Origin of the sequence: Bacillus sp. RIT 809, from assembly GCF_016892495.1 — a bacterium.
Lineage (GTDB): Bacteria > Bacillota > Bacilli > Bacillales > Bacillaceae_G > Bacillus_A > Bacillus_A cereus_U.
Genome location: NZ_JAFEMR010000020.1, coordinates 1 through 18,345, shown reverse-complemented (window position 1 = coordinate 18,345; position 18,345 = coordinate 1). Strand labels below are relative to the sequence as shown.

Here is an 18,345-nt window from a genome sequence, read left to right as displayed (position 1 = left end):
TTTTAAATTCTATTTGCATATTTTGGAATGTGATTATATAATATCGGTATACGATGTATCGTTAGTCGATATATCATGAAGCGATGTATCGGAGGTAGTTATAATGAATGCGAAAGCGCAAAAATACATTCCATTAACTGAGGCGACGTATTACATATTATTGTCACTAGTTAAGCCAATGCATGGTTATGGAATTATGCAAATGGTAGAAGAGATGACAAATGGGGAAGTAAAGCTAGGTCCTGGTACTTTATATGGGAATACGACGAAGTTATTAAAAGAAAAGTTAATTGTTGAAGTTGCCTCAACAGACAGAAAGAAGTGCTATGAGCTAACACCGTTTGGGAGAGAAGTACTGGAACTGGAGTACAATAGATTACAGCGATCTGTAAGAAATGGAAATAGTATATTAGGGGAGTGAATGAAAGATGAAGACAAAAAAGGTATTCAAATTTTTCATGGCATGGAGTTTAGAGAAAGAAGAAGCTTTTTTACGGAAAATGCATCAAAAAGGCTGGGCGTTACAAAGGTATAATTTGATGTATACGTTTAAGAAAACAGAACCAAAAGATGTAATATATAAAGCGGATTTTAGATTGGTTTACAGGGATTCAAAAGAAAAACAACAAGAGTACTTTGAAATATATGAAATGTCTGGTTGGAAACGTGTCACAAGTTTTACAAGATGGAATTATTTTTGTAAGGAAGTAGAGGAGGGAATTGAGTTACCTGACATATATTCAGAGAAGGACACGAAGGTGCAAAAAATGAAGGAGTTATTACAATTTTTCGCATTGATTTCAATAACTATATTACCCTCAATGTATAGCGTATTTTTAAATTCAACAGAATCAAGAGTGCCAATTTGGGCAAAAGTTATGACAGGGCTTGTAGGTTGTATGTATGCTTATTTCTTTATGAGGCTCTTATGGAAAATTAAGAAATTGAAAAGCGAAATATTATAATAAAGATTGGATTTTAAAAGAAGATGATTTACCGGAATCATCTTCTTTAATTTTTATGTGATTCTATTTTGTTCACTCTTTTTTACATAATAAAAGACTATATATTTAAGGCATAGAACTAACAGTTACAAAGATAATACTAGTAATAATACCTAAAAAAATCATAAATGATGAAGAAACGATTAATAATAATGAACTACTGATTAATACTATTTTATTAGATTTTTGATGTTTAAAGTGGTAATAAAGTAAAAAGCTGCAAACAGTAGAAATAATCCATATAGCTAGACCGTAAGGAGTCGAGATCTTCTTCCAATCGAAGATCCAAAAGTAAAAATGACTATGTGACAAGTTAATAGTAGAAATGTAGATGGAATCATTAACTTTTTATTTAAAATCATTTGTTTCACCTCTTTTATGTAAATATTACCAGAAGGGTGTGGAGTTTCAAATATAATAAGGAAGTGAATAAGGTTTTCACTTAAAGAAATTACAAGGTGAGTAGCATTTGTTCCTAAATCAATTTCCATTTGCATGGGAATTTAAATGGAAAAAGAACCATATAAAATTATGAAGGGGGGAAAGTCATAAAATGCAGAGAATGAACAATTATTTTCGTGCTCGTGCGAGTATGGTATACATGATGACTAATAATGAAGTAATGAATCACATTGTTGCTTTTCATATGGATACGAATGGAATGCTCACCTTTTTAGGTTCTTACCGAACTTATGGAAGAGGTACTGGTATAAAGGAAGTTTCTACAGAAACGGCAAACGATGGTATAGATCCTCTAGCATCACAAGGTTCTCTGACATTGTCCCGTGATGGTCGTTTCCTATTTGCAGTTAACGCAGGCAGTCATAGTATCAGTAGTTTTATCATAGCAGATAACGGGGTGCCGATTTTCGTGGATGTAAAGCCATCAGGAGGTGCTCAGCCCAATAGCATTGGTGTGTATGATAATCTTCTCTACGTCTCCAATGTAGGTAATGCTGCAAACAATTTTGCATCAAATATTACTGGATTTCACATAGATGATAAGGGAAACCTTACACATATTCCAGGATCCACTCATGCTCTCAGTACCTTTAATGCTCAGCCTGCACAAGTTCTCTTCACCCCGGATGGTAGTAAAATCGTTGTCTCCGAGCTTACATCAAACCATCTCAGTGTCTTCCATATAAATACAGATGGTACGGTTACAGGACCAATTGTTAATGATTCTTACGGTAAAGGCCCATTGGGTGCTTACTTTCTATCGTCCGGAATTCTCTTAGTTACAGAAGCAGTTTCAAATGCGTTGTCATCTTATTCATTGAGAAATGACGGTACTCTTCATGTAATCAGCGGCTCTGTACAAAACGGATATAAAACTGCTTGTTGGGTTATAACAACGAAGGATGAACGTTTTGCCTATACTACGAACACTTTAAGTGGCACCATATCCACCTATCAGATCGCCCCCAATGGAGTACTGTCAGTAGTAAGGCATATTACTAGTACACCGCCGGGGACAGCACCAGGTCTTCCGATGGATGTTGGAGTGAGTAAAGATGGACGAAATTTTTACACCCTTAACGGAAATCAGGGGACAGTGTCAGCATTTAATATTCAAAGTGATGGTAGTCTAGTAAGGTTGCAGGTTGTTGCTTCATCCAATTTTCCTTACTTTGGGTCGCAAGGCTTAGCTGTTCTTTAACTCTATTGGGTCCACTATAATCGTGTGAAATTGAAAAATATATGACGGTGTATGAATAGTAGACATGTAGATGAATTAGGAACCTTTGATTAAACAGCAATTGTCCACCTTACTTACGTAAAACGGAAAAACCCCCCTATAGAAAACTGATAGGGGGTAGGGAAAATGTTTAAGAGAAAGACTGATTTTGAGCAGGTTTAATAAATTGTTCAGGGTTTTCAACGAGTCCACATACAGCGCATTGGACTCGGTAAGTAGGTCCTTGATAAGCCATATGAAAAGCGTTCATCGTTTCATTTGTGTATTCTTCTTCTACTTGACCAGTTTGTGGATTTAATTTTACTGGTTTTACTTGTTGCTCAAGAATATTAAAGCGAGTTCGGTTCGTTTTACAACTTGGACATAGCATTGGTTCCATATGTATACACCTCCATTTGTAGCATTTCTTAAGCGCTATGATTTTATGCAAGTAAAAAAACTTTCTCAATATAAATAGGTGTTTAATGTATTTAAAATTCAGAAAAAATAAAATATAATGAATGTAAGAACTGGTTATGTCCAAACCAAATCTCCTGTTTTATGCCAATAAGCTGGGGGCCGAGAAATCGGCCTCATTTTTTTGCGCTCGTCTCTATAAGGTACAAGGTTTTTAAAAACATTTGTCGAATTTTTAGAGGTGAAGGTAAAGGGGGAATAGTTATGAACTTAAAAATGAAATACATTATTTTATATGTAGAAAAGTTTGAGGAATGTTTAAGGTTCTATAAAGATATTTTACAGTTACCTATAAAAGCTGAACACGGTACATATATCGAATTTGAAACAGGGGCAACAATTTTAGCGATGAATACACGAGAGGATGTTAAGAAGTTAACGGGACTACCTCTTACAGAAGGTGTACTACAATCTTCCCATTTTGAGTTAGGGTTTGTTGTAGATGATGTTAAGGAAACGATTGAGAAATTAAAAGAACAAGGGGTTAAAGTTCTAGTTGAGCCAATCGTAAAACCGTGGGGACAAACAATTGCTTACATTGCTGATCCAGACGGTAATTATATTGAAATTTGTAGTTCATTAGAATAGAAGGAGAAAAAGAGGATGGGGTTTCCAAAATTAGAAACAGAACGTTTACTATTAAGAGAACTTACACTATTAGATGCAGAAGCGATGTTCCATTATTTTTCAAAAGAATCCGTTATTCGTTATTTTGGAATGGACTCTTTCGAAAATGTTGAGCAAGCGAAAACGACTATTCAAACGTTTAGAAAGCGTAATGAAGAGGGAAGTGTATTTCGCTGGGGAATAGAGAAGAAAGGCACAGATCAATTAATTGGTACGTGTGGATTTCATTTAATTAACAATCATCATAAACGAGCTGAAATTGGTTATGAGCTAGATGATACATATTGGGGACAAGGATACGCAACCGAAGCACTGCAAGCAATGCTAGCTTACGGATTTGAAACGTTGCACTTTATAAGAATTGCAGCTGTCGTATATATAGAAAATGAAGCTTCCCGTAATTTATTAAAAAAAGCCGGATTTCAAGAAGAAGGATTACTTCGAAAATATATGATTCAAAATGATGTTGCTCATGACACGGTCGTTTATTCATTATTAAAAGAAGATTGGCAAAAGTAATGAGCACAAGTGAAATAATGAAAGTTATTAAGGAGCATAAAGATGAGCGATTTATATTAGGTATAGATGGTCTAAGTCGTTCGGGTAAAACAACTTTGGTTAAAGAGTTGGAAGCAGATATGAAGCAAAGTGGAATCCCGTTTCATATTTTTCATATTGACGATCACATTACCGAGCGTAACAAGCGATATAGTACTGGATTTGCAGAATGGTATGAGTACTACAACCTTCAATGGGATATAGAGTGGTTGCAGCGAAACTTTTTTGGGAAGTTACAAAGCGATATACAAATACAATTGCCTTTCTATCATGATGAAACAGACATATGTGAAATGAAAGAAATACAGCTTCCTTTAGTAGGTGTAATAATTGTTGAAGGTGTTTTTCTGCAGCGAAAAGAATGGAGAGATTTCTTTCATTATATGGTGTATTTGGATTGTTCAAGAGAGACAAGGTTTCTACGTGAAAGTCCAGAAACGCAGAAGAACCTTTCCAAATTTCAAAGTAGGTATTGGAAAGCTGAGGAGCATTATTTGGAAGCGGAATTGCCAAGGGAGAGAGCGGATTTAGTAATTACAAAATAGAAGGTGGATAAAACGAATTTTTTTAGGTAGTTATTGATAGAGATAGGGAGCTTTCTTTATAAATAGTTTGAATAACCCTCTACCTTTTTTCGAGAAGTAGAGGTTATTTTCTATGTTTTATAAAGAAATATAGCGGTTTAATTCTTTCAATTATATAGAAGGAGATTGCTATAACAATTTGAATTATATAGTCATAGATAAATTTACAGATGAAAGGTTGAGCTTTTGAGCTTTTTCAAGTAAGTGAAAGATTTTTACAAAGAGAGTGATAATATGAGTATTTTCATTTTAGAAGATGATGTCATACAAGCGCAGCAAATGAAGCGGTTAGTTGAAGAGATTTGTGAGAAATATATGTTGCCGTACGATTTTATCGAAGTAACTAGTAAAAGTGAAAACATTATTAAAAACATTCCACGGGCGACTTATGTACCAATTTATTTTTTAGATATTGAGATAAAAAGAGAAGAACGTAAAGGGTTGCAAGTAGCGCAAGAAATTCGTAAATATGATACGCAAGGGATTATTGTGTTTGTAACGACGCATTCAGAATTTGCACCGATCTCGTATCAATACATGGTATCAGCTTTAACATTTATTGATAAAGGTTTGCCTTATGAAGAACGATATCAAGTATTTGAGCAATGTTTGCTTCAATATGAGGCACGCAATAAGACTACTATTCCTAAGGATGATTTTATTGTTGAAAATAGTAAAGCTACTGTGCGACTGCCATTTCATGCAGTCGAATATATTATGACCGATGATCCACATCGTTTAGCTTTAGTGACGTTAGATCGTATCGTTTATTTTTATGGAACATTAAAAGAGATTGAAATAGTAGATGAACGGTTATTTCGTTGTCATCAATCATATGTCGTGAATATTACACAAATGTCTTCTTATGATACAACGCAGAAGATGATGATATTAAAAAGTGGGAAACGAATTCCAGTATCGCGGCGTTTAGTTAGTAAAGTACGTACAATGTTAAAGGGTGAGATGTAATGTATATTTATGATGTGTTTGCACTGTTGCTCACTAGTATGAGTCATACCTTCTTATACATTCAATTAATCCGGTACAATAGATTGTCATATAGAATGTTAGCGTCTTTAAGTGTTGTATTTATTATTTTACTTGTAATTGTCGTAACAGTAACGAGATATCCAGAGCTTAATAGTACAATTGTGTTATTTCTAATAAGTTTAGGAATGATGCAAAATGAATTGAACTTTATGCGGAATTTATATTTTGCGCTTGTTAGCATGGTTATTATTACGCTTGTGAAAATGCTATTTCTCGAAGTGGGTATGAAACTATTTATGTTAACACCATTTGATTTCTATTTATGGACAGCGAGTATAATTCATCTTATCGTGTCGCTCATAACTTTTATAGGTATTGTATTAGCTCGTAAACGAATTCAAGGTATCGCTCAGTACATAGTAGGAAGTCCACTATATTATGTTACTTATATTTTGTTAATTATCGGGTTTATTATTGAATTAATTTTAACGAGTCCATCCACTGATTTTTTAGCAAAGTTAAATCAGCAATATGGTGAATTGAGTTTTATTTCAGCAATTATATTGTTCTTAGTATTACTACTTATTGTATTACTGAGTTCGCATTTGGCGAAAGCGAAGTTGGTAGAAGAACATGAAACAAGGTTAGATAAAGAATTACTCGATTATGTTGAGAAATTAGAATCGATGCATGATGAATTGGCCAGTTTCCGCCACGATTATATTAATGTGTTACTTGCGTTAGAAGCGGGAATACGTACAAAAAATGTGAATGAAATCGAGCAAGTTTATTATGAGGTTATTACTCCTACTTTAAAATTAATCAATGATCATGAACTCGATATTGCGAAATTATCTCGTATACATATACCTGAAGTGAAAAGTGTATTAAGAGCAAAAGTGGGTACTGCCCAGCAACAACAAATAAAAGTAATGCTTGATATTCCGGAAAAAATAGCGAAGGTTTCGATGCCTATAGTTCCTTTTATTCGTATCATTTCAGTCTTATTAGATAATGCAACTGAAGAAGCGGTACATAGTGAGGAAAAGGTACTGCAAATTGCCTTTTTTGAAATGGATGCAGAGCAATATTTTGTTGTTCGTAATAGCTCCAAGTATAAAGAGATTGATTTACAAAAAATTTATGAGAAGAACTATTCGAGGAAAGAAGAGGGCAGAGGATATGGGTTATTCTCATTAAAACGTATTATAAATAAAACGAATAATGCAACGCTAGAAACGACTTATATGAGTCCTCATTTCACGCAAACTTTCATACTAAAAAAACAGATAACCATTTATGATGGAAATCAAACCGAATAAGAAATAACTACATACTTTCTTCAATCGTTTTTATACACTTCAAGTAAGAGGTGAAACGAGATGAATGGTCTTATTTTTACAGCGTTTATAAGTATAGGGTTACCACTTGTTGCACTTTTATATGCTTTTTGGAAGAAACGCTATATCCCGTATATGCTAGGCGTATTGGCATTTGTTGTATCACAAATTTTAATCCGTATACCAATACTGAATTATTTAAATGGAAATAGCACAGCTTTTTCAATGTTTAGTGTCATGCAGCCTATATTATTTGCGATTATGCTTAGTTTTTCAGCTGGTATTTTTGAAGAGATAGCTCGTTTTATTGCAATGCGCTATTTTATGAAACAACGAGATTGGCAGTCAGGATTTTTATTCGGAGTAGGGCACGGTGGTATTGAAGCTGTGTTGATAGTCGGTATTCCAGTAGTATCTCTATTATTATCGCAAACAGTTAGCGGAAATACGGATAGTTATTTTATCGGTGGAGTGGAACGTATCTTTGCGATGTTAATCCATGTCGGTCTGTCATTCATTGTATTGCAAGCAGTTGTCCAAAAGAAATTTCGTTATGTTGTATATGCAATTTTCATCCATGGGACTGTAAATGCACTAGCAGGCATCATACCGCTATACGTACCAGCAAATAGGGCTATATTTACTGTAGAAGTTACAATAGCAATTTGTGCGTTACTTGTATTTAGTTATAGTTTCATCTTAAAAAGAAAGGGTGTATTAAAATGAAAAGAATGTTACTCATTATTATAAGTGCTATTGCGGCGTTCGCACTTGCAGCATGTACTGGTAATAAAGTAGATGAAAGTACTTCAAAAAAGTTTATTCCGAAAGCGGAAGAAATTGTAACGTTACTAAATGAATCTAAGTATAAAGAAGTGCATGAAAAATTTGATAGCAAGATGAAAACTGCATTATCAGAGGAGAAAATGAAAGATCTTACTCCTGTAATTGCAAAAGCTGGTACATTCGAAAAGATTGAAAAAAAGTCGATTGAAGAAAAAGATGGTTTATATACAGTTGTTCTTGTAGCAAAATATAGTAAAGAACAACGTACCTTTATCGTAACTTATAATGATAAAGAAGAAATAGCAGGTTTATATATTAAATAAAAAACAGATAAAGTGGGAGTGTCCACTTTATCTGTTTTTTTATTTTAACCAAATTATGGTTATTTTTGCTAAAATGAGTTCATAGCCATATAGAAGGGGGGAATTATGAAAACAGAAATATTTTCCAAAAAGAAGTACAGCATAATAAGCTATGTATCTTTACTCATCGGAATTATGTGTTTTTTATTCGTTTTTATAACTCCGACGAGAATAGCGAATGCGGGTAATATAGTCGGAGATTATATTACGATTGCTCTGACAGGCGTAGGTATCATAATTTCAATAATCACAATGACGAAAAAAACAGAGAAGAAGGCAATTGCAATTATCTCATTAATACTTTCCTCATCGTTCTTTATTTTTTGGATTATCGCGATTATCTTATTGTTTACTGGCCAAATAAATTTTGCGCCGTAATGAGCAATAAAAAGAGTCCTTCATATAAGAAGGACTCTTTTTATTCGGTATCTTCAGGTTGATATTCTAAAATATCCCCAGGTTGGCATTCTAATGCTTTACAAATAGCATCTAAAGTTGAAATTCTAATTGCTTTTGCTTTTCCATTTTTTAATATAGAAAGGTTAGCCATTGTAATTCCAACCTTCTCTGAAAGTTCAGTTACGCTCATTTTTCTTTTCGCTAGCATTACATCAATATTAATTATTATTGCCATGTTATTCACCTCAGACCGTTAAATCATTTTCTGATTTTATATCTATCGCATCTTTTAAAAGTCTTTGGAGAACGGCAGCAAAGACTGCGATAACCATTGAAGCAAAGATTAGGAGCATGCCAAGTATAATAATACCAGGTGCATCATCTCTTTCCGCCACAAGATAGAAGAGTGGCATACCTACCACATATAAAATACTGATTGTTACTGCGCAGTTTTTTATCTTTTTTAAAGCTCTAACAGATAATTTCGAGAAAGCGTTACCCTTGTCGATGAAGCTTACAAGTTTAAAAGCTTGATACAGAGCGAAATAAAAAGGTACCACCGTTGCATACAGATTGATTAAAATAAGATATTTTATATATGCAATATCGGGATACAATTCCGCTGCATAATTCCCTATGTTAGGAACTAAAAATATACACAAAGCAAGAACAGGGATTCCAATCAGAATAATAGCTGTCTTTAAAAAGAGTGTTGATCTTTGTTTCATATAAAGCACCTCATTTATTAATTATCTATTTAATCTAACATGAAATTTATCGTTTAACAATAAATTTTTATTTATTATAATCGTGTTTTTATTGTTAAGTAAATTTGAATTTTAGATGAAAATAAAAAGTACTGCTCTTTATAAAAAAGGGTGCCAAACAAATAGACTTCTTGTAATAAAAAAGTATGGTGAATATGGTGATATATACCATTGTTCCTTTGACGAAATATAGTACAGATAATCGTTCCTTCTTTCTGTAAATGATGTTATGTTAAAAGTAACGTATAATAAGAGTTTTTAGAAAATCAATATTTTTCGTAATTTGAAGAGGTGTTAATGAAATGAAATCGTACACGCAATTTGAACGAAGAAAACACATACTAGATGAGTTAGAAAAGTACAACCGAGTTATGGTGAATGATTTAGCGAAGGTACTAAATGTTACAACAGAAACGATACGAAGAGATTTAGATATGTTGCACAAGGAAGGGCAGCTTACGAAAATACATGGTGGTGCAATTAAGAAGAAAGATCAAACACTAGAATTCCATTTTGATAAACGTCGATCTGAGAATATTGAAGAAAAACGAAAAATTGCAATGGAAGCAAGTAAAATCGTAGAAGATAATGATATTATCGCAATTGAAATTGGGACAACCACAATGCAAATTTTAGATTATATATACGATAAAAAGAATTTGACAATTTTAACAAACTCGATACCAGCTGTAAATAAAATTATTGAGCTGAAAGACCAGTATGATTCCTTTGATTGTAGGTTAATAGTCATAGGGGGAATATTGAATACGAATTCCTTAGCATTGTCTGGAGAAATGACATTAAACTATCTGGATCATTTCACTGTTAATAAATTATTTGCTTCTTGTGATGGTATTTCATTAGAAAAAGAACTGACATGTTCGTATATTGAAGATGCACAAATATATAAGCAGTTAAAGAATAATGCAAAACAAGTTGTAATGATGGCTGATGAATCGAAGTTTAATTTGACAAAGTTTTATAAAAGCGGGAGTTTTAGTGATATTGATGCGTTATATACGAATGCGAAGCTCGATGAATCGTGGCAAAATATGCTAACAAGTAATGGGGTTGAAGTAATAACAGTATAGAAAAGCTAAAAGAAGACTATTTCTTAGTAAGTTGAGAAATAGTCTTCTTTTATTGTTTATATGTTGTTTTGTTTTGTTAATTTGTTGTTTTTACAATTAGTTAACAAATAAACAACATTGTGTTAATAATGAACTCGTACAATATGAATTAGGAGGTGGCAAGAATGCAAATAAAACTATCAAAAGCTGTGTTCTTTTTACTACCAGTTGGAATACCTCTAATATTGTTTTGGATTATTCCGAATTTCATTAGTTTAGGTATTAGTTTTACTGATTGGGATTTTATGACGAATGATTTTAACTTTGTTGGTTTAGAAAACTATTTTAATTTATTTACACAAGATTCTTTTATGCAAGCATTGCTCAATACGTTTTATTTCGGAATTGGAACAGTGATTCCAACGATTGCATTGGGCTTAGGTTTCGCATTATTCTTCCGAAAAAAATTTAAAGGTTCTGCATTGTACCAATTAATGATCTTTTCACCTTGGGTAACGCCAACAATAGCTGTATCCATTGTGTGGTCACTTTTATATGAACCTCAATTTGGAGTTATTAATAAAGTTCTAAACTTTTTCGGGATACCAGGTTTGGACTGGCTTCAAAGTAGTCAAACAGCGATGTTAGCAGTCATTATTATGACGGTTTGGAAATTAGTTGGTTGGACGATGATCTTCTATATCGGTGCATTAGAAAAAGTTCCAGATAGTTTATATGAAGCAGCTAGTATTGATGGGGCAAATTCATGGCAGAAATTCCGATATGTAACACTGCCGATGGTTTCATCAACAACTTTCTTCTTAGTTGTCGTTAATACAATTTCTTCGGTGCAGGCTTACGATCAAATAAAAATTTTAACACAAGGTGGGCCTAGTGGTTCAACGCGTACGTTACTGTATTTATTCTTCCAACAAGGGTTTGAACAGTTTGATATGGGATCTGCAACAGCAATCGCATTTATCATACTAATCATTACAATTTTACTATCTGTTATTAACAAAATAATAGGTGATAAGTGGGTGAACTATTAAGGTGAATAATATGAAAAAAGGTCCATTAATCGTAAAGCATCTCTTTTTAGCATTAGCAAGTATACTATTTGTTTTTCCATTCATATGGATGGTACTTGGTTCGTTTAAAACATCTAGTGAAGTATTACAAGGAGGTTTTTGGCCTAAAGAATTTCACTGGGAAAATTATCGGCAAGTATTAGACATACTACCATTTAACACATATTTATTTAATAGTTTTTATACATCTTTCATCATTACTATATATGTGCTTGTTTCGTCTGCACTGTTTGCTTACATGTTAGCATTTTACAAGTTTAAAGGTAAAAATATTACATTTAGTGTCGTGATGGCAACCTATATGATTCCTGGAGCTGTTTCGTATGTTCCTGTATATGTAATGTTAGGGAAGTTTGGTTTGCTTGATTCACATTTTGGATACATGATTTCTATGGCTGTTAGCGTATTCGGCATTTTCTATTTGAAACAAACGTTCCACAAAGTTGGTTTTGAAATAGTAGAAGCAGCCAAAATTGATGGAGCGAGTGATTGGCGAATTCTTTGGAAGATTATTTTTCCAATGACACGATCATCATTTGTAACTCTAGGATTGGTCACATTTATTGGTAATTATAATAATTACGTCTGGCCAGCTCTTATATTGAAAGATAATACGCAAAAGTTAATTACGAATGGAATTGCTGATTATTTCATTAATAGTTCTTTAGGACGAGATTGGTCACACATTATGGTTGCAAGTACAATCGCAACGGTGCCGCTCTTAATCGTATTTTTAATTCTACAAAAATGGTTCTTATCTGGTGTTACTGATTCAGGAATAAAGGGGTAATTAAATATTAAAGGAGATATGTGGGATGAAAAAACTATTCATGCTTCTAACAGTTATAACATTGTTTGTTAGTGCACTTGCGGGTTGTTCAGGTGGAAAAGGGAGTACGGTTAAAGCGAGTAAAGAAGGGGAGAAGGTTGTTGTTCCATTCATTAATGGAGTAGGGGGCTCTCTTGCAGATCGTGTAGATAAGATTGTGGAAGAATACAATAAAAGTCAGGACAAATATGTAGTGAAAACGACAAAAGCGGGTAGCTACGATGAGTCATATCAAAAGCTACAAAGTGGATTTGCAGCGAATAACCAAGAAGCAATTGCATTACTAGGTTCAGATGTCATTCAAGAATATGCTAAAAAACAGTTAATCGTACCTATAGATGAATATGTTAAAAATGATACTAATTTCAAAAAAGAAGATTATGGGAAAGGGTTTATGGAGCAAGCAACAATTGACGGAAAGTTATATGGAATTCCGTTTTACGGTACAACACAAATCTTTTATTACAATAAAAAAGCATTAGCGGAAAATGGCTTTACAAAAGAGGATTTAAAGACGTGGGAAGGTGTAGAAAAGGTAGCAAAAACAGTCGCAAAACGTGGTGAAAACGGAAATGTTTCATATGCTGGCTGGATGCCAATGTGGGGGACGTCAAACTTAATTGATGCAGTTCGCAGTGCTGGCGGTAATGTATTAAGTGAAGATGGTAAAAAAGTATTAATTAACGATGACACTTGGGTTTCGGTATGGGAGAAATTCCGCACATGGCTTCATGAAGATAAAATTATGAAAATACATTCAGGTGGTACTGGATGGGAATATTGGGATAAAACAGTAATTGATTTAGTAGAAGGCAGAACATTAGGGTTTACAGGATCATCTGGTGACCAAGGATTTGTTTTCAAATCATTAGGTAAAGGAATGACTGAAGAAGAACGTCTTAACACGTTTGACGCATTGCCACAACCAGCTTGGGGTAATAATAAACCAGCGCCAAAATTAGAAACATATTTATTCACATTAACGAGAAATATTGATCCAGAAGTAGCAAAAGGTGCATATGACTTTATGAAATTTGCGACAAGTACGGAGAAAACGGCTGAATGGTCAATGGCAACAGGCTATATTCCTGTTCGTAACAATGTAACAGAGTACGGTCCATATGCTGAATTTGTTAAAAAACAACCACAAGCATTAGTTCCGTTAGAACAAGCCAACAATAATGGAGTGGAACCATTTGTAGATCCAACGGGCGGAAAAATCAATGACGCTTTAAATGTAGCAAAAGATAAAGTAGAGATTGAAGGGGTTCCAGCAAAGAAAGCATTAGATGAAGCAGCTAAAGTTGCGCAAGAAGAATTAGATAAAGTTCTGAAAAAGAAGAAATAAACCTGTTGTAGTACGAACGTGAGGTGCTTTTGAACGAAGGAAGTGCCTCTAAAATTCACTTGAAAAGGTGTGAGAACTATGATCGAAATAACAAGTACGATAACACTCTCTCCATTCGTAAAAAATAAACACTGTTTCCAAATGGATGAAACTGATATTACAAACTTTACATTAACAATTGATCAAGGGGATAGCCGAAAAATTCCGCTTTTACTAATCTTAAGAGATCCTAACGGTTATGTACGTATACAATATCAAACTCCAATTGTAAATGAAAAACTAGTCGTTTCGAAAGATCCAAAGTTTTGTTCTGCTGGTTGTATTGGAGGAGACATACAGTCAGGTAATTGGGAATTAGAAGTCGTATATATCCCTCATTGTGCAAAGAAAGTAGTGAAATTTACTGGGGAAAAAGTTGACTATACAGTAAGTATAGAAGTGAATGATCAGTTGGAGCGAAAGTATAATAGAGAGCATTTTTGTAAGGGCAATGTTTTTATCGATGAAGACCGTTTTAATAAGGTAGTAAATGAAGAACATCGCTGGTACAAAGGGGATTTTCATGAACATACAGATTTAACAGATGGCGAGATAGATGATGAACTTGGAATGGAAGTATGTGAAAAACAAGAATTAGATTTTTTATATGCGACGGAGCACAATATTGTTATGCCATCATATCAAAAAGGAAACACATTAATTATACCATCTATGGAACTTACAACTCCTTATGGTCATTACAACATATTTGGCATAAGAGAATTTGTTGATTTTACAGAGTATGTAGATGAATCATTTAGTGCTGAAAAAATGAATGCACTATTTTCACTCATGAAAGAAAAAGGTTATTTATTGAGTGTGAATCATCCATTTATGAAGCCTTGGGCGAACCAAATTAATATTAATTTAGAAAATGTTCATACGATGGAAATTATGTGTGATCCAACTTATAAAAAAAGTAAATCATCTACTTTAGAAGCTTTACGTTGTTTCGATCAAATGTGGTCAAATGGTCTTAAAATTTGGGGAATAGGAGGAAGTGATTCTCATTTACATCCATCTAAAACATTCCCAGGATCAAAAGACCCATCCATTTACGGTGATCCAGGAACATATGTATTATGTAACGGTTTATCTATTAAAAACTTGAAATTTGCGATTCAAAAAGGAAGAATTTATTTCTCTCGATTTAGAAAACTAGCGATAGATATTCAAAACGAAGGTGAAACGATTGCTGTCGGAGATGAGGCTAAAGGAAATATTATTTATAACGTTCAAGCAGATAAACCGTGTGAGTGGAGATTACTTATAAATGGAAGAATGATTGAAAAAGAATACGGAAGCGATGTAACCTTTGCATTCACTTTAAATGAAGGGGCGTACGCTAGAGTTGAGGGATGGGAAGAGGACGAATTAGTAGCATTTATTAATCCTATTCATAATAAAGTTCAGAATAAAAATATAAAAACATGGAATGAAGTTATAGGGGGAATAAAAGGTGAATAAAGCGATTATTTTTGATAAAGATGGAACATTAATACAGTTAGATTCAGTTTGGTACAAAATTGTGCATCGTGTGTTAGATGATATATTTCAAACGTATCCAAATGAAAAAAGTAAACGAGATGACTACTTAACGATTATTGGTATGAATGATAACGATTTTGAGAGTACGAGTTTACTAGCTTGTCGCACAAATTACTTTATTGCGGCTGCATGGTATTCGTTATTAGAAAATCAATATGTGGATAAAGAGAATTTTATTCAAAATGTATGTCTTCTATTCAAAAAGTACTCTACAGCAGATGATCTTGTATTTACAGAAGTGGAAGGTGCAAAGGAAACGTTACGATATTTAAAAGACAATGAATATATTATTGGGGTTGTTACGGCAGACGATGTTGATGCAGCTATTCATTCTCTGAAAATGACTGAGTTATATGATTATGTAGATTTTTTAGGTGCAGATGATGGTGTGAATAGAACAAAACCTGAAAGTGACTTTTATCATATGTTTAAAGAGAAATTTTCACTAACTGAAGAAGATGTGCTTATGGTAGGTGATACATTAACAGACGTTACATTTGCGAGAAATAGTAACATTAAAGTAGTGGGCGTTTTATCGGGTGCGAGCAGGAAGGAAGATTTAGAAGGAAAAGCGGATTATATTTTAGACAGTATGAAGGATATTTCGAAAATTTTATAAATATTTTACTGAATGTTTTAAATATAACATATAAATATAGCTCGAATTCTAGGAGGATACTATGGCTCAACTATCATTCAAAAACATTTACAAAAAATATGATCATGATGTGACAATCGTAAAAGATTTTAACCTAGAAGTAAATGATGGAGAATTTATCGTTTTGGTTGGCCCTTCAGGGTGTGGGAAATCTACAACATTACGTATGATTGCAGGACTTGAGGAGATTTCAGAGGGCGACTTTTATATTGATGGAAAGCGTGTAAATGATGTTACACCGAAAGATAGAGATATTGCAATGGTATTTCAAAACTATGCGCTTTATCCGCATATGAGTGTGTATGAAAACATGGCGTTTGGATTAAAACTACGAAAATATAGTAAAGAAGAAATTGACCAGCGTGTGCAACATGCAGCAAAAATTCTTGGACTTGAGCAGTATTTAAGCCGAAAGCCAAAAGCACTTTCAGGTGGGCAACGTCAGCGTGTTGCCTTAGGCCGAGCGATTGTTCGAAATGCAAAGGTATTTTTAATGGACGAGCCTTTATCAAACTTAGATGCGAAGTTGCGTGTTCAAATGCGTGCTGAGATTACAAAATTACACAAGCAGCTGCAAACGACATCTGTATATGTCACGCATGATCAAATTGAAGCTATGACGATGGCGACGCGCTTAGTTGTACTAAAAGATGGGATTATACAGCAAGTCGGTACACCGAAAGAAGTGTATGATAATCCAGAGAATGTATTTGTCGGCGGATTCATTGGCTCTCCTGGAATGAATTTTTTCAAAGGAGTATTAACAGATAATGCAGTTATGATTGATAAGTGGAAAATTGAAGTGCCAGAAGAGAAGATGAAAGGCTTGCGAAATAAGGGCTATACGAATAAAGAAATCATAATAGGAATACGTCCAGAAGACTTTTATTATGGAAAAGAAATCGAGGATTTACCATATAACGCAAAAGTAACGGTATGTATTGATGTAGCAGAATTAATGGGGGCAGAAACATATCTATATTCTAACATTAATGGACAATCCTTTGTTGCACGTGTGGACACATCTTTAGATGTGCAAAGTCAATCAAATATAGAGCTCGGTTTAAACATGGACAAAGTTCATTACTTTGATTCAGAAACTGAGAAACGAATTGTTTTATAGATAATAATTAATATGATTATACCTTTAGAATTTCTTAAACTACTACAAATAAATGAATAGTAAAAAGCCGATTATCCTTTAGATTACAGGAAATCGGCTTTTTTATATAAAAAATCGCTTAGCGTACGAAAATCGCTTTTTGTTGGCAATGCCCTGTCACAATCAAGCTGAGAAAAACAAATAATCCAAAACGAGAAAATTCTTAAGTTGATGGATGTGTGATGCTACTCCTATGTTAAGGTTCGATTCATTTGAAACAGCAACCTCTATATTGAGTGGTGTTAAAGCGACGTATATGATAAAAAAGATGTATCGCTTGTAAAAAAAATGCATCACCTTGAATGAGCTAATACGACAAGAATTCGTATCGGGCCTAATTAGGGAATGCAGTACAGATCAGTATATAGTATACAAGCATTCCCTTTCTATAAATACGGTATGTTTTTAATATAATTAAAAGAAAATTTTTGTGTTCTTTAATATGATTTGACATAATACCAGTTTTGTTCTATTTCTGTGATTTCTTTATATTCATTATTAAAGTCGTATTTGTTTGGTCTAGTATTATTTGGTGTGTAAATAAATCCTGAAAAATTATCTAATATACCACGATAAGTAAAAAAGAAAACAGAAGTACCATTTTTATTTTGTTGAATAATTACATCCCCACCGTTTTTGGAAGTGGATGCAAACTGTTTAGGTAAATGAATTTGTCTACTATCATAATGAACATTAGGAGTTAACTCTTTATGTTCTATAAGTGCTATAACTTTTTCACGGTCTTCTTTATAGATAATAAAATCTAAATTTATATAAATCTCATTAAATGGTATACATATCCAAGTAATTACTATGATTAGTTGAATAATTAATGGTTTCCAATTTTTGTGTTTGATGAGATGTATGATTGTGAAAATTAATATTAAGAAAAACAATCCATGAACTATTATTGAAAGAAATGGCATAATAAATGGGGTAAGGAATTAAACTAAATACCATTTTAAAAAATGATAAAGTATAAGAGCGATACCGCTTATTAATGTAATTTTGGTTAAATTCTTATT

21 protein-coding genes and 2 pseudogenes are annotated in these 18,345 nt (G+C 33.4%); 18 read left to right on the top strand and 5 right to left on the bottom strand.

Annotated elements, in window-relative coordinates:
- The first annotated feature begins 103 nt into the window (after window positions 1–103).
- Together JTF23_RS20050 and JTF23_RS20045 are read left to right on the top strand one after the other, a co-directional pair.
- Window positions 104–421, top strand: a complete 318-nt coding sequence (locus tag JTF23_RS20050; RefSeq protein WP_000991891.1) for a PadR family transcriptional regulator — start codon at window positions 104–106, stop codon at window positions 419–421.
- A 7-nt stretch (window positions 422–428) separates the two neighbouring features.
- A complete protein-coding gene (locus JTF23_RS20045; RefSeq protein ID WP_016105215.1) occupies window positions 429–965 on the top strand; it encodes a DUF2812 domain-containing protein in 537 nt (178 codons plus the stop codon).
- A gap of 105 nt (window positions 966–1,070) precedes the next feature.
- Here JTF23_RS20045 and JTF23_RS27940 read toward each other — a convergent pair.
- A pseudogene (locus JTF23_RS27940) lies at window positions 1,071–1,366 on the bottom strand (hypothetical protein).
- A gap of 191 nt (window positions 1,367–1,557) precedes the next feature.
- On the opposite strand from JTF23_RS27940, the gene JTF23_RS20040 reads away from it, so the two are divergent.
- Entirely contained in the window at window positions 1,558–2,667 is a 1,110-nt protein-coding gene (locus tag JTF23_RS20040) for a lactonase family protein (RefSeq protein ID WP_204209464.1), read from the top strand.
- A gap of 169 nt (window positions 2,668–2,836) precedes the next feature.
- Here JTF23_RS20040 and JTF23_RS20035 read toward each other — a convergent pair whose 3' ends face one another.
- Window positions 2,837–3,085, bottom strand: a complete 249-nt coding sequence (locus JTF23_RS20035; RefSeq protein ID WP_000433610.1) for a hypothetical protein — start codon at window positions 3,083–3,085, stop codon at window positions 2,837–2,839.
- A 281-nt stretch (window positions 3,086–3,366) separates the two neighbouring features.
- Here JTF23_RS20035 and JTF23_RS20030 point away from each other — a divergent pair, with 281 nt between their 5' ends.
- The 8 genes from JTF23_RS20030 (at window position 3,367) to JTF23_RS19995 (ending at window position 8,787) form a co-directional block, all read left to right on the top strand.
- Window positions 3,367–3,750 (top strand): VOC family protein, encoded by a 384-nt coding sequence (locus JTF23_RS20030; RefSeq protein ID WP_204209463.1) that lies wholly within the window; start codon window positions 3,367–3,369, stop codon window positions 3,748–3,750.
- 15 nt (window positions 3,751–3,765) lie between these two features.
- Window positions 3,766–4,308, top strand: coding sequence for a GNAT family N-acetyltransferase (locus JTF23_RS20025; RefSeq protein ID WP_078174264.1), 543 nt, complete (start codon window positions 3,766–3,768; stop codon window positions 4,306–4,308).
- Window positions 4,308–4,892 carry a kinase gene (locus JTF23_RS20020; protein ID WP_078174265.1) on the top strand — a complete coding sequence of 195 codons (585 nt, stop codon included), beginning with the start codon at window positions 4,308–4,310 and terminating at the stop codon, window positions 4,890–4,892. Before JTF23_RS20025 ends, JTF23_RS20020 begins: the two co-directional genes overlap by 1 nt.
- Before the next feature lie 273 nt (window positions 4,893–5,165).
- A complete protein-coding gene (locus JTF23_RS20015) occupies window positions 5,166–5,900 on the top strand; it encodes a response regulator transcription factor (protein WP_098988845.1) in 735 nt (244 codons plus the stop codon).
- On the top strand, window positions 5,900–7,243 hold the full coding sequence (locus JTF23_RS20010) for a GHKL domain-containing protein (protein ID WP_204209462.1): 1,344 nt from the start codon (window positions 5,900–5,902) through the stop codon (window positions 7,241–7,243). Before JTF23_RS20015 ends, JTF23_RS20010 begins: the two co-directional genes overlap by 1 nt.
- A gap of 60 nt (window positions 7,244–7,303) precedes the next feature.
- Window positions 7,304–7,987 (top strand): YhfC family glutamic-type intramembrane protease, encoded by a 684-nt coding sequence (locus tag JTF23_RS20005; RefSeq protein ID WP_002200092.1) that lies wholly within the window; start codon window positions 7,304–7,306, stop codon window positions 7,985–7,987.
- Window positions 7,984–8,370, top strand: coding sequence for a DUF3887 domain-containing protein (locus tag JTF23_RS20000; protein WP_002200093.1), 387 nt, complete (start codon window positions 7,984–7,986; stop codon window positions 8,368–8,370). Before JTF23_RS20005 ends, JTF23_RS20000 begins: the two co-directional genes overlap by 4 nt.
- Window positions 8,371–8,475: 105 nt before the next feature.
- A complete protein-coding gene (locus JTF23_RS19995; protein WP_002200094.1) occupies window positions 8,476–8,787 on the top strand; it encodes a hypothetical protein in 312 nt (103 codons plus the stop codon).
- A 40-nt stretch (window positions 8,788–8,827) separates the two neighbouring features.
- On the opposite strand, the gene JTF23_RS19990 is transcribed toward JTF23_RS19995, so the two are convergent.
- Window positions 8,828–9,043 (bottom strand): helix-turn-helix domain-containing protein, encoded by a 216-nt coding sequence (locus tag JTF23_RS19990; RefSeq protein ID WP_000974613.1) that lies wholly within the window; start codon window positions 9,041–9,043, stop codon window positions 8,828–8,830.
- A 10-nt stretch (window positions 9,044–9,053) separates the two neighbouring features.
- Window positions 9,054–9,536: a DUF2975 domain-containing protein gene (locus tag JTF23_RS19985; protein ID WP_002110518.1), complete on the bottom strand. Its 483-nt coding sequence runs from the start codon at window positions 9,534–9,536 to the stop codon at window positions 9,054–9,056.
- Window positions 9,537–9,877: 341 nt separating this feature from the next.
- Between JTF23_RS19985 and JTF23_RS19980 the strand changes: the two genes are divergently transcribed.
- The 7 genes from JTF23_RS19980 to JTF23_RS19950 all read left to right on the top strand — a co-directional run bounded on the left by JTF23_RS19980 (window position 9,878) and on the right by JTF23_RS19950 (window position 17,281).
- Window positions 9,878–10,666: a DeoR/GlpR family DNA-binding transcription regulator gene (locus JTF23_RS19980; RefSeq protein ID WP_078182216.1), complete on the top strand. Its 789-nt coding sequence runs from the start codon at window positions 9,878–9,880 to the stop codon at window positions 10,664–10,666.
- Between the two features lie 164 nt (window positions 10,667–10,830).
- Window positions 10,831–11,697 (top strand): carbohydrate ABC transporter permease, encoded by an 867-nt coding sequence (locus JTF23_RS19975; protein ID WP_078182215.1) that lies wholly within the window; start codon window positions 10,831–10,833, stop codon window positions 11,695–11,697.
- 10 nt (window positions 11,698–11,707) lie between these two features.
- A complete protein-coding gene (locus JTF23_RS19970; protein ID WP_098988850.1) occupies window positions 11,708–12,526 on the top strand; it encodes a carbohydrate ABC transporter permease in 819 nt (272 codons plus the stop codon).
- A gap of 25 nt (window positions 12,527–12,551) precedes the next feature.
- Window positions 12,552–13,913 (top strand): extracellular solute-binding protein, encoded by a 1,362-nt coding sequence (locus tag JTF23_RS19965; RefSeq protein WP_204209461.1) that lies wholly within the window; start codon window positions 12,552–12,554, stop codon window positions 13,911–13,913.
- A gap of 78 nt (window positions 13,914–13,991) precedes the next feature.
- On the top strand, window positions 13,992–15,419 hold the full coding sequence (locus tag JTF23_RS19960; protein ID WP_204209460.1) for a CehA/McbA family metallohydrolase: 1,428 nt from the start codon (window positions 13,992–13,994) through the stop codon (window positions 15,417–15,419).
- Window positions 15,412–16,119 carry an HAD family hydrolase gene (locus tag JTF23_RS19955; protein WP_078182212.1) on the top strand — a complete coding sequence of 236 codons (708 nt, stop codon included), beginning with the start codon at window positions 15,412–15,414 and terminating at the stop codon, window positions 16,117–16,119. The genes JTF23_RS19960 and JTF23_RS19955 overlap by 8 nt, the downstream gene beginning before the upstream one ends.
- 61 nt (window positions 16,120–16,180) lie before the next feature.
- Window positions 16,181–17,281 (top strand): ABC transporter ATP-binding protein, encoded by a 1,101-nt coding sequence (locus JTF23_RS19950; protein WP_070128538.1) that lies wholly within the window; start codon window positions 16,181–16,183, stop codon window positions 17,279–17,281.
- A 476-nt stretch (window positions 17,282–17,757) separates the two neighbouring features.
- Here JTF23_RS19950 and JTF23_RS19945 read toward each other — a convergent pair.
- A pseudogene (locus JTF23_RS19945) lies at window positions 17,758–18,345 on the bottom strand (hypothetical protein); the annotation flags it as partial.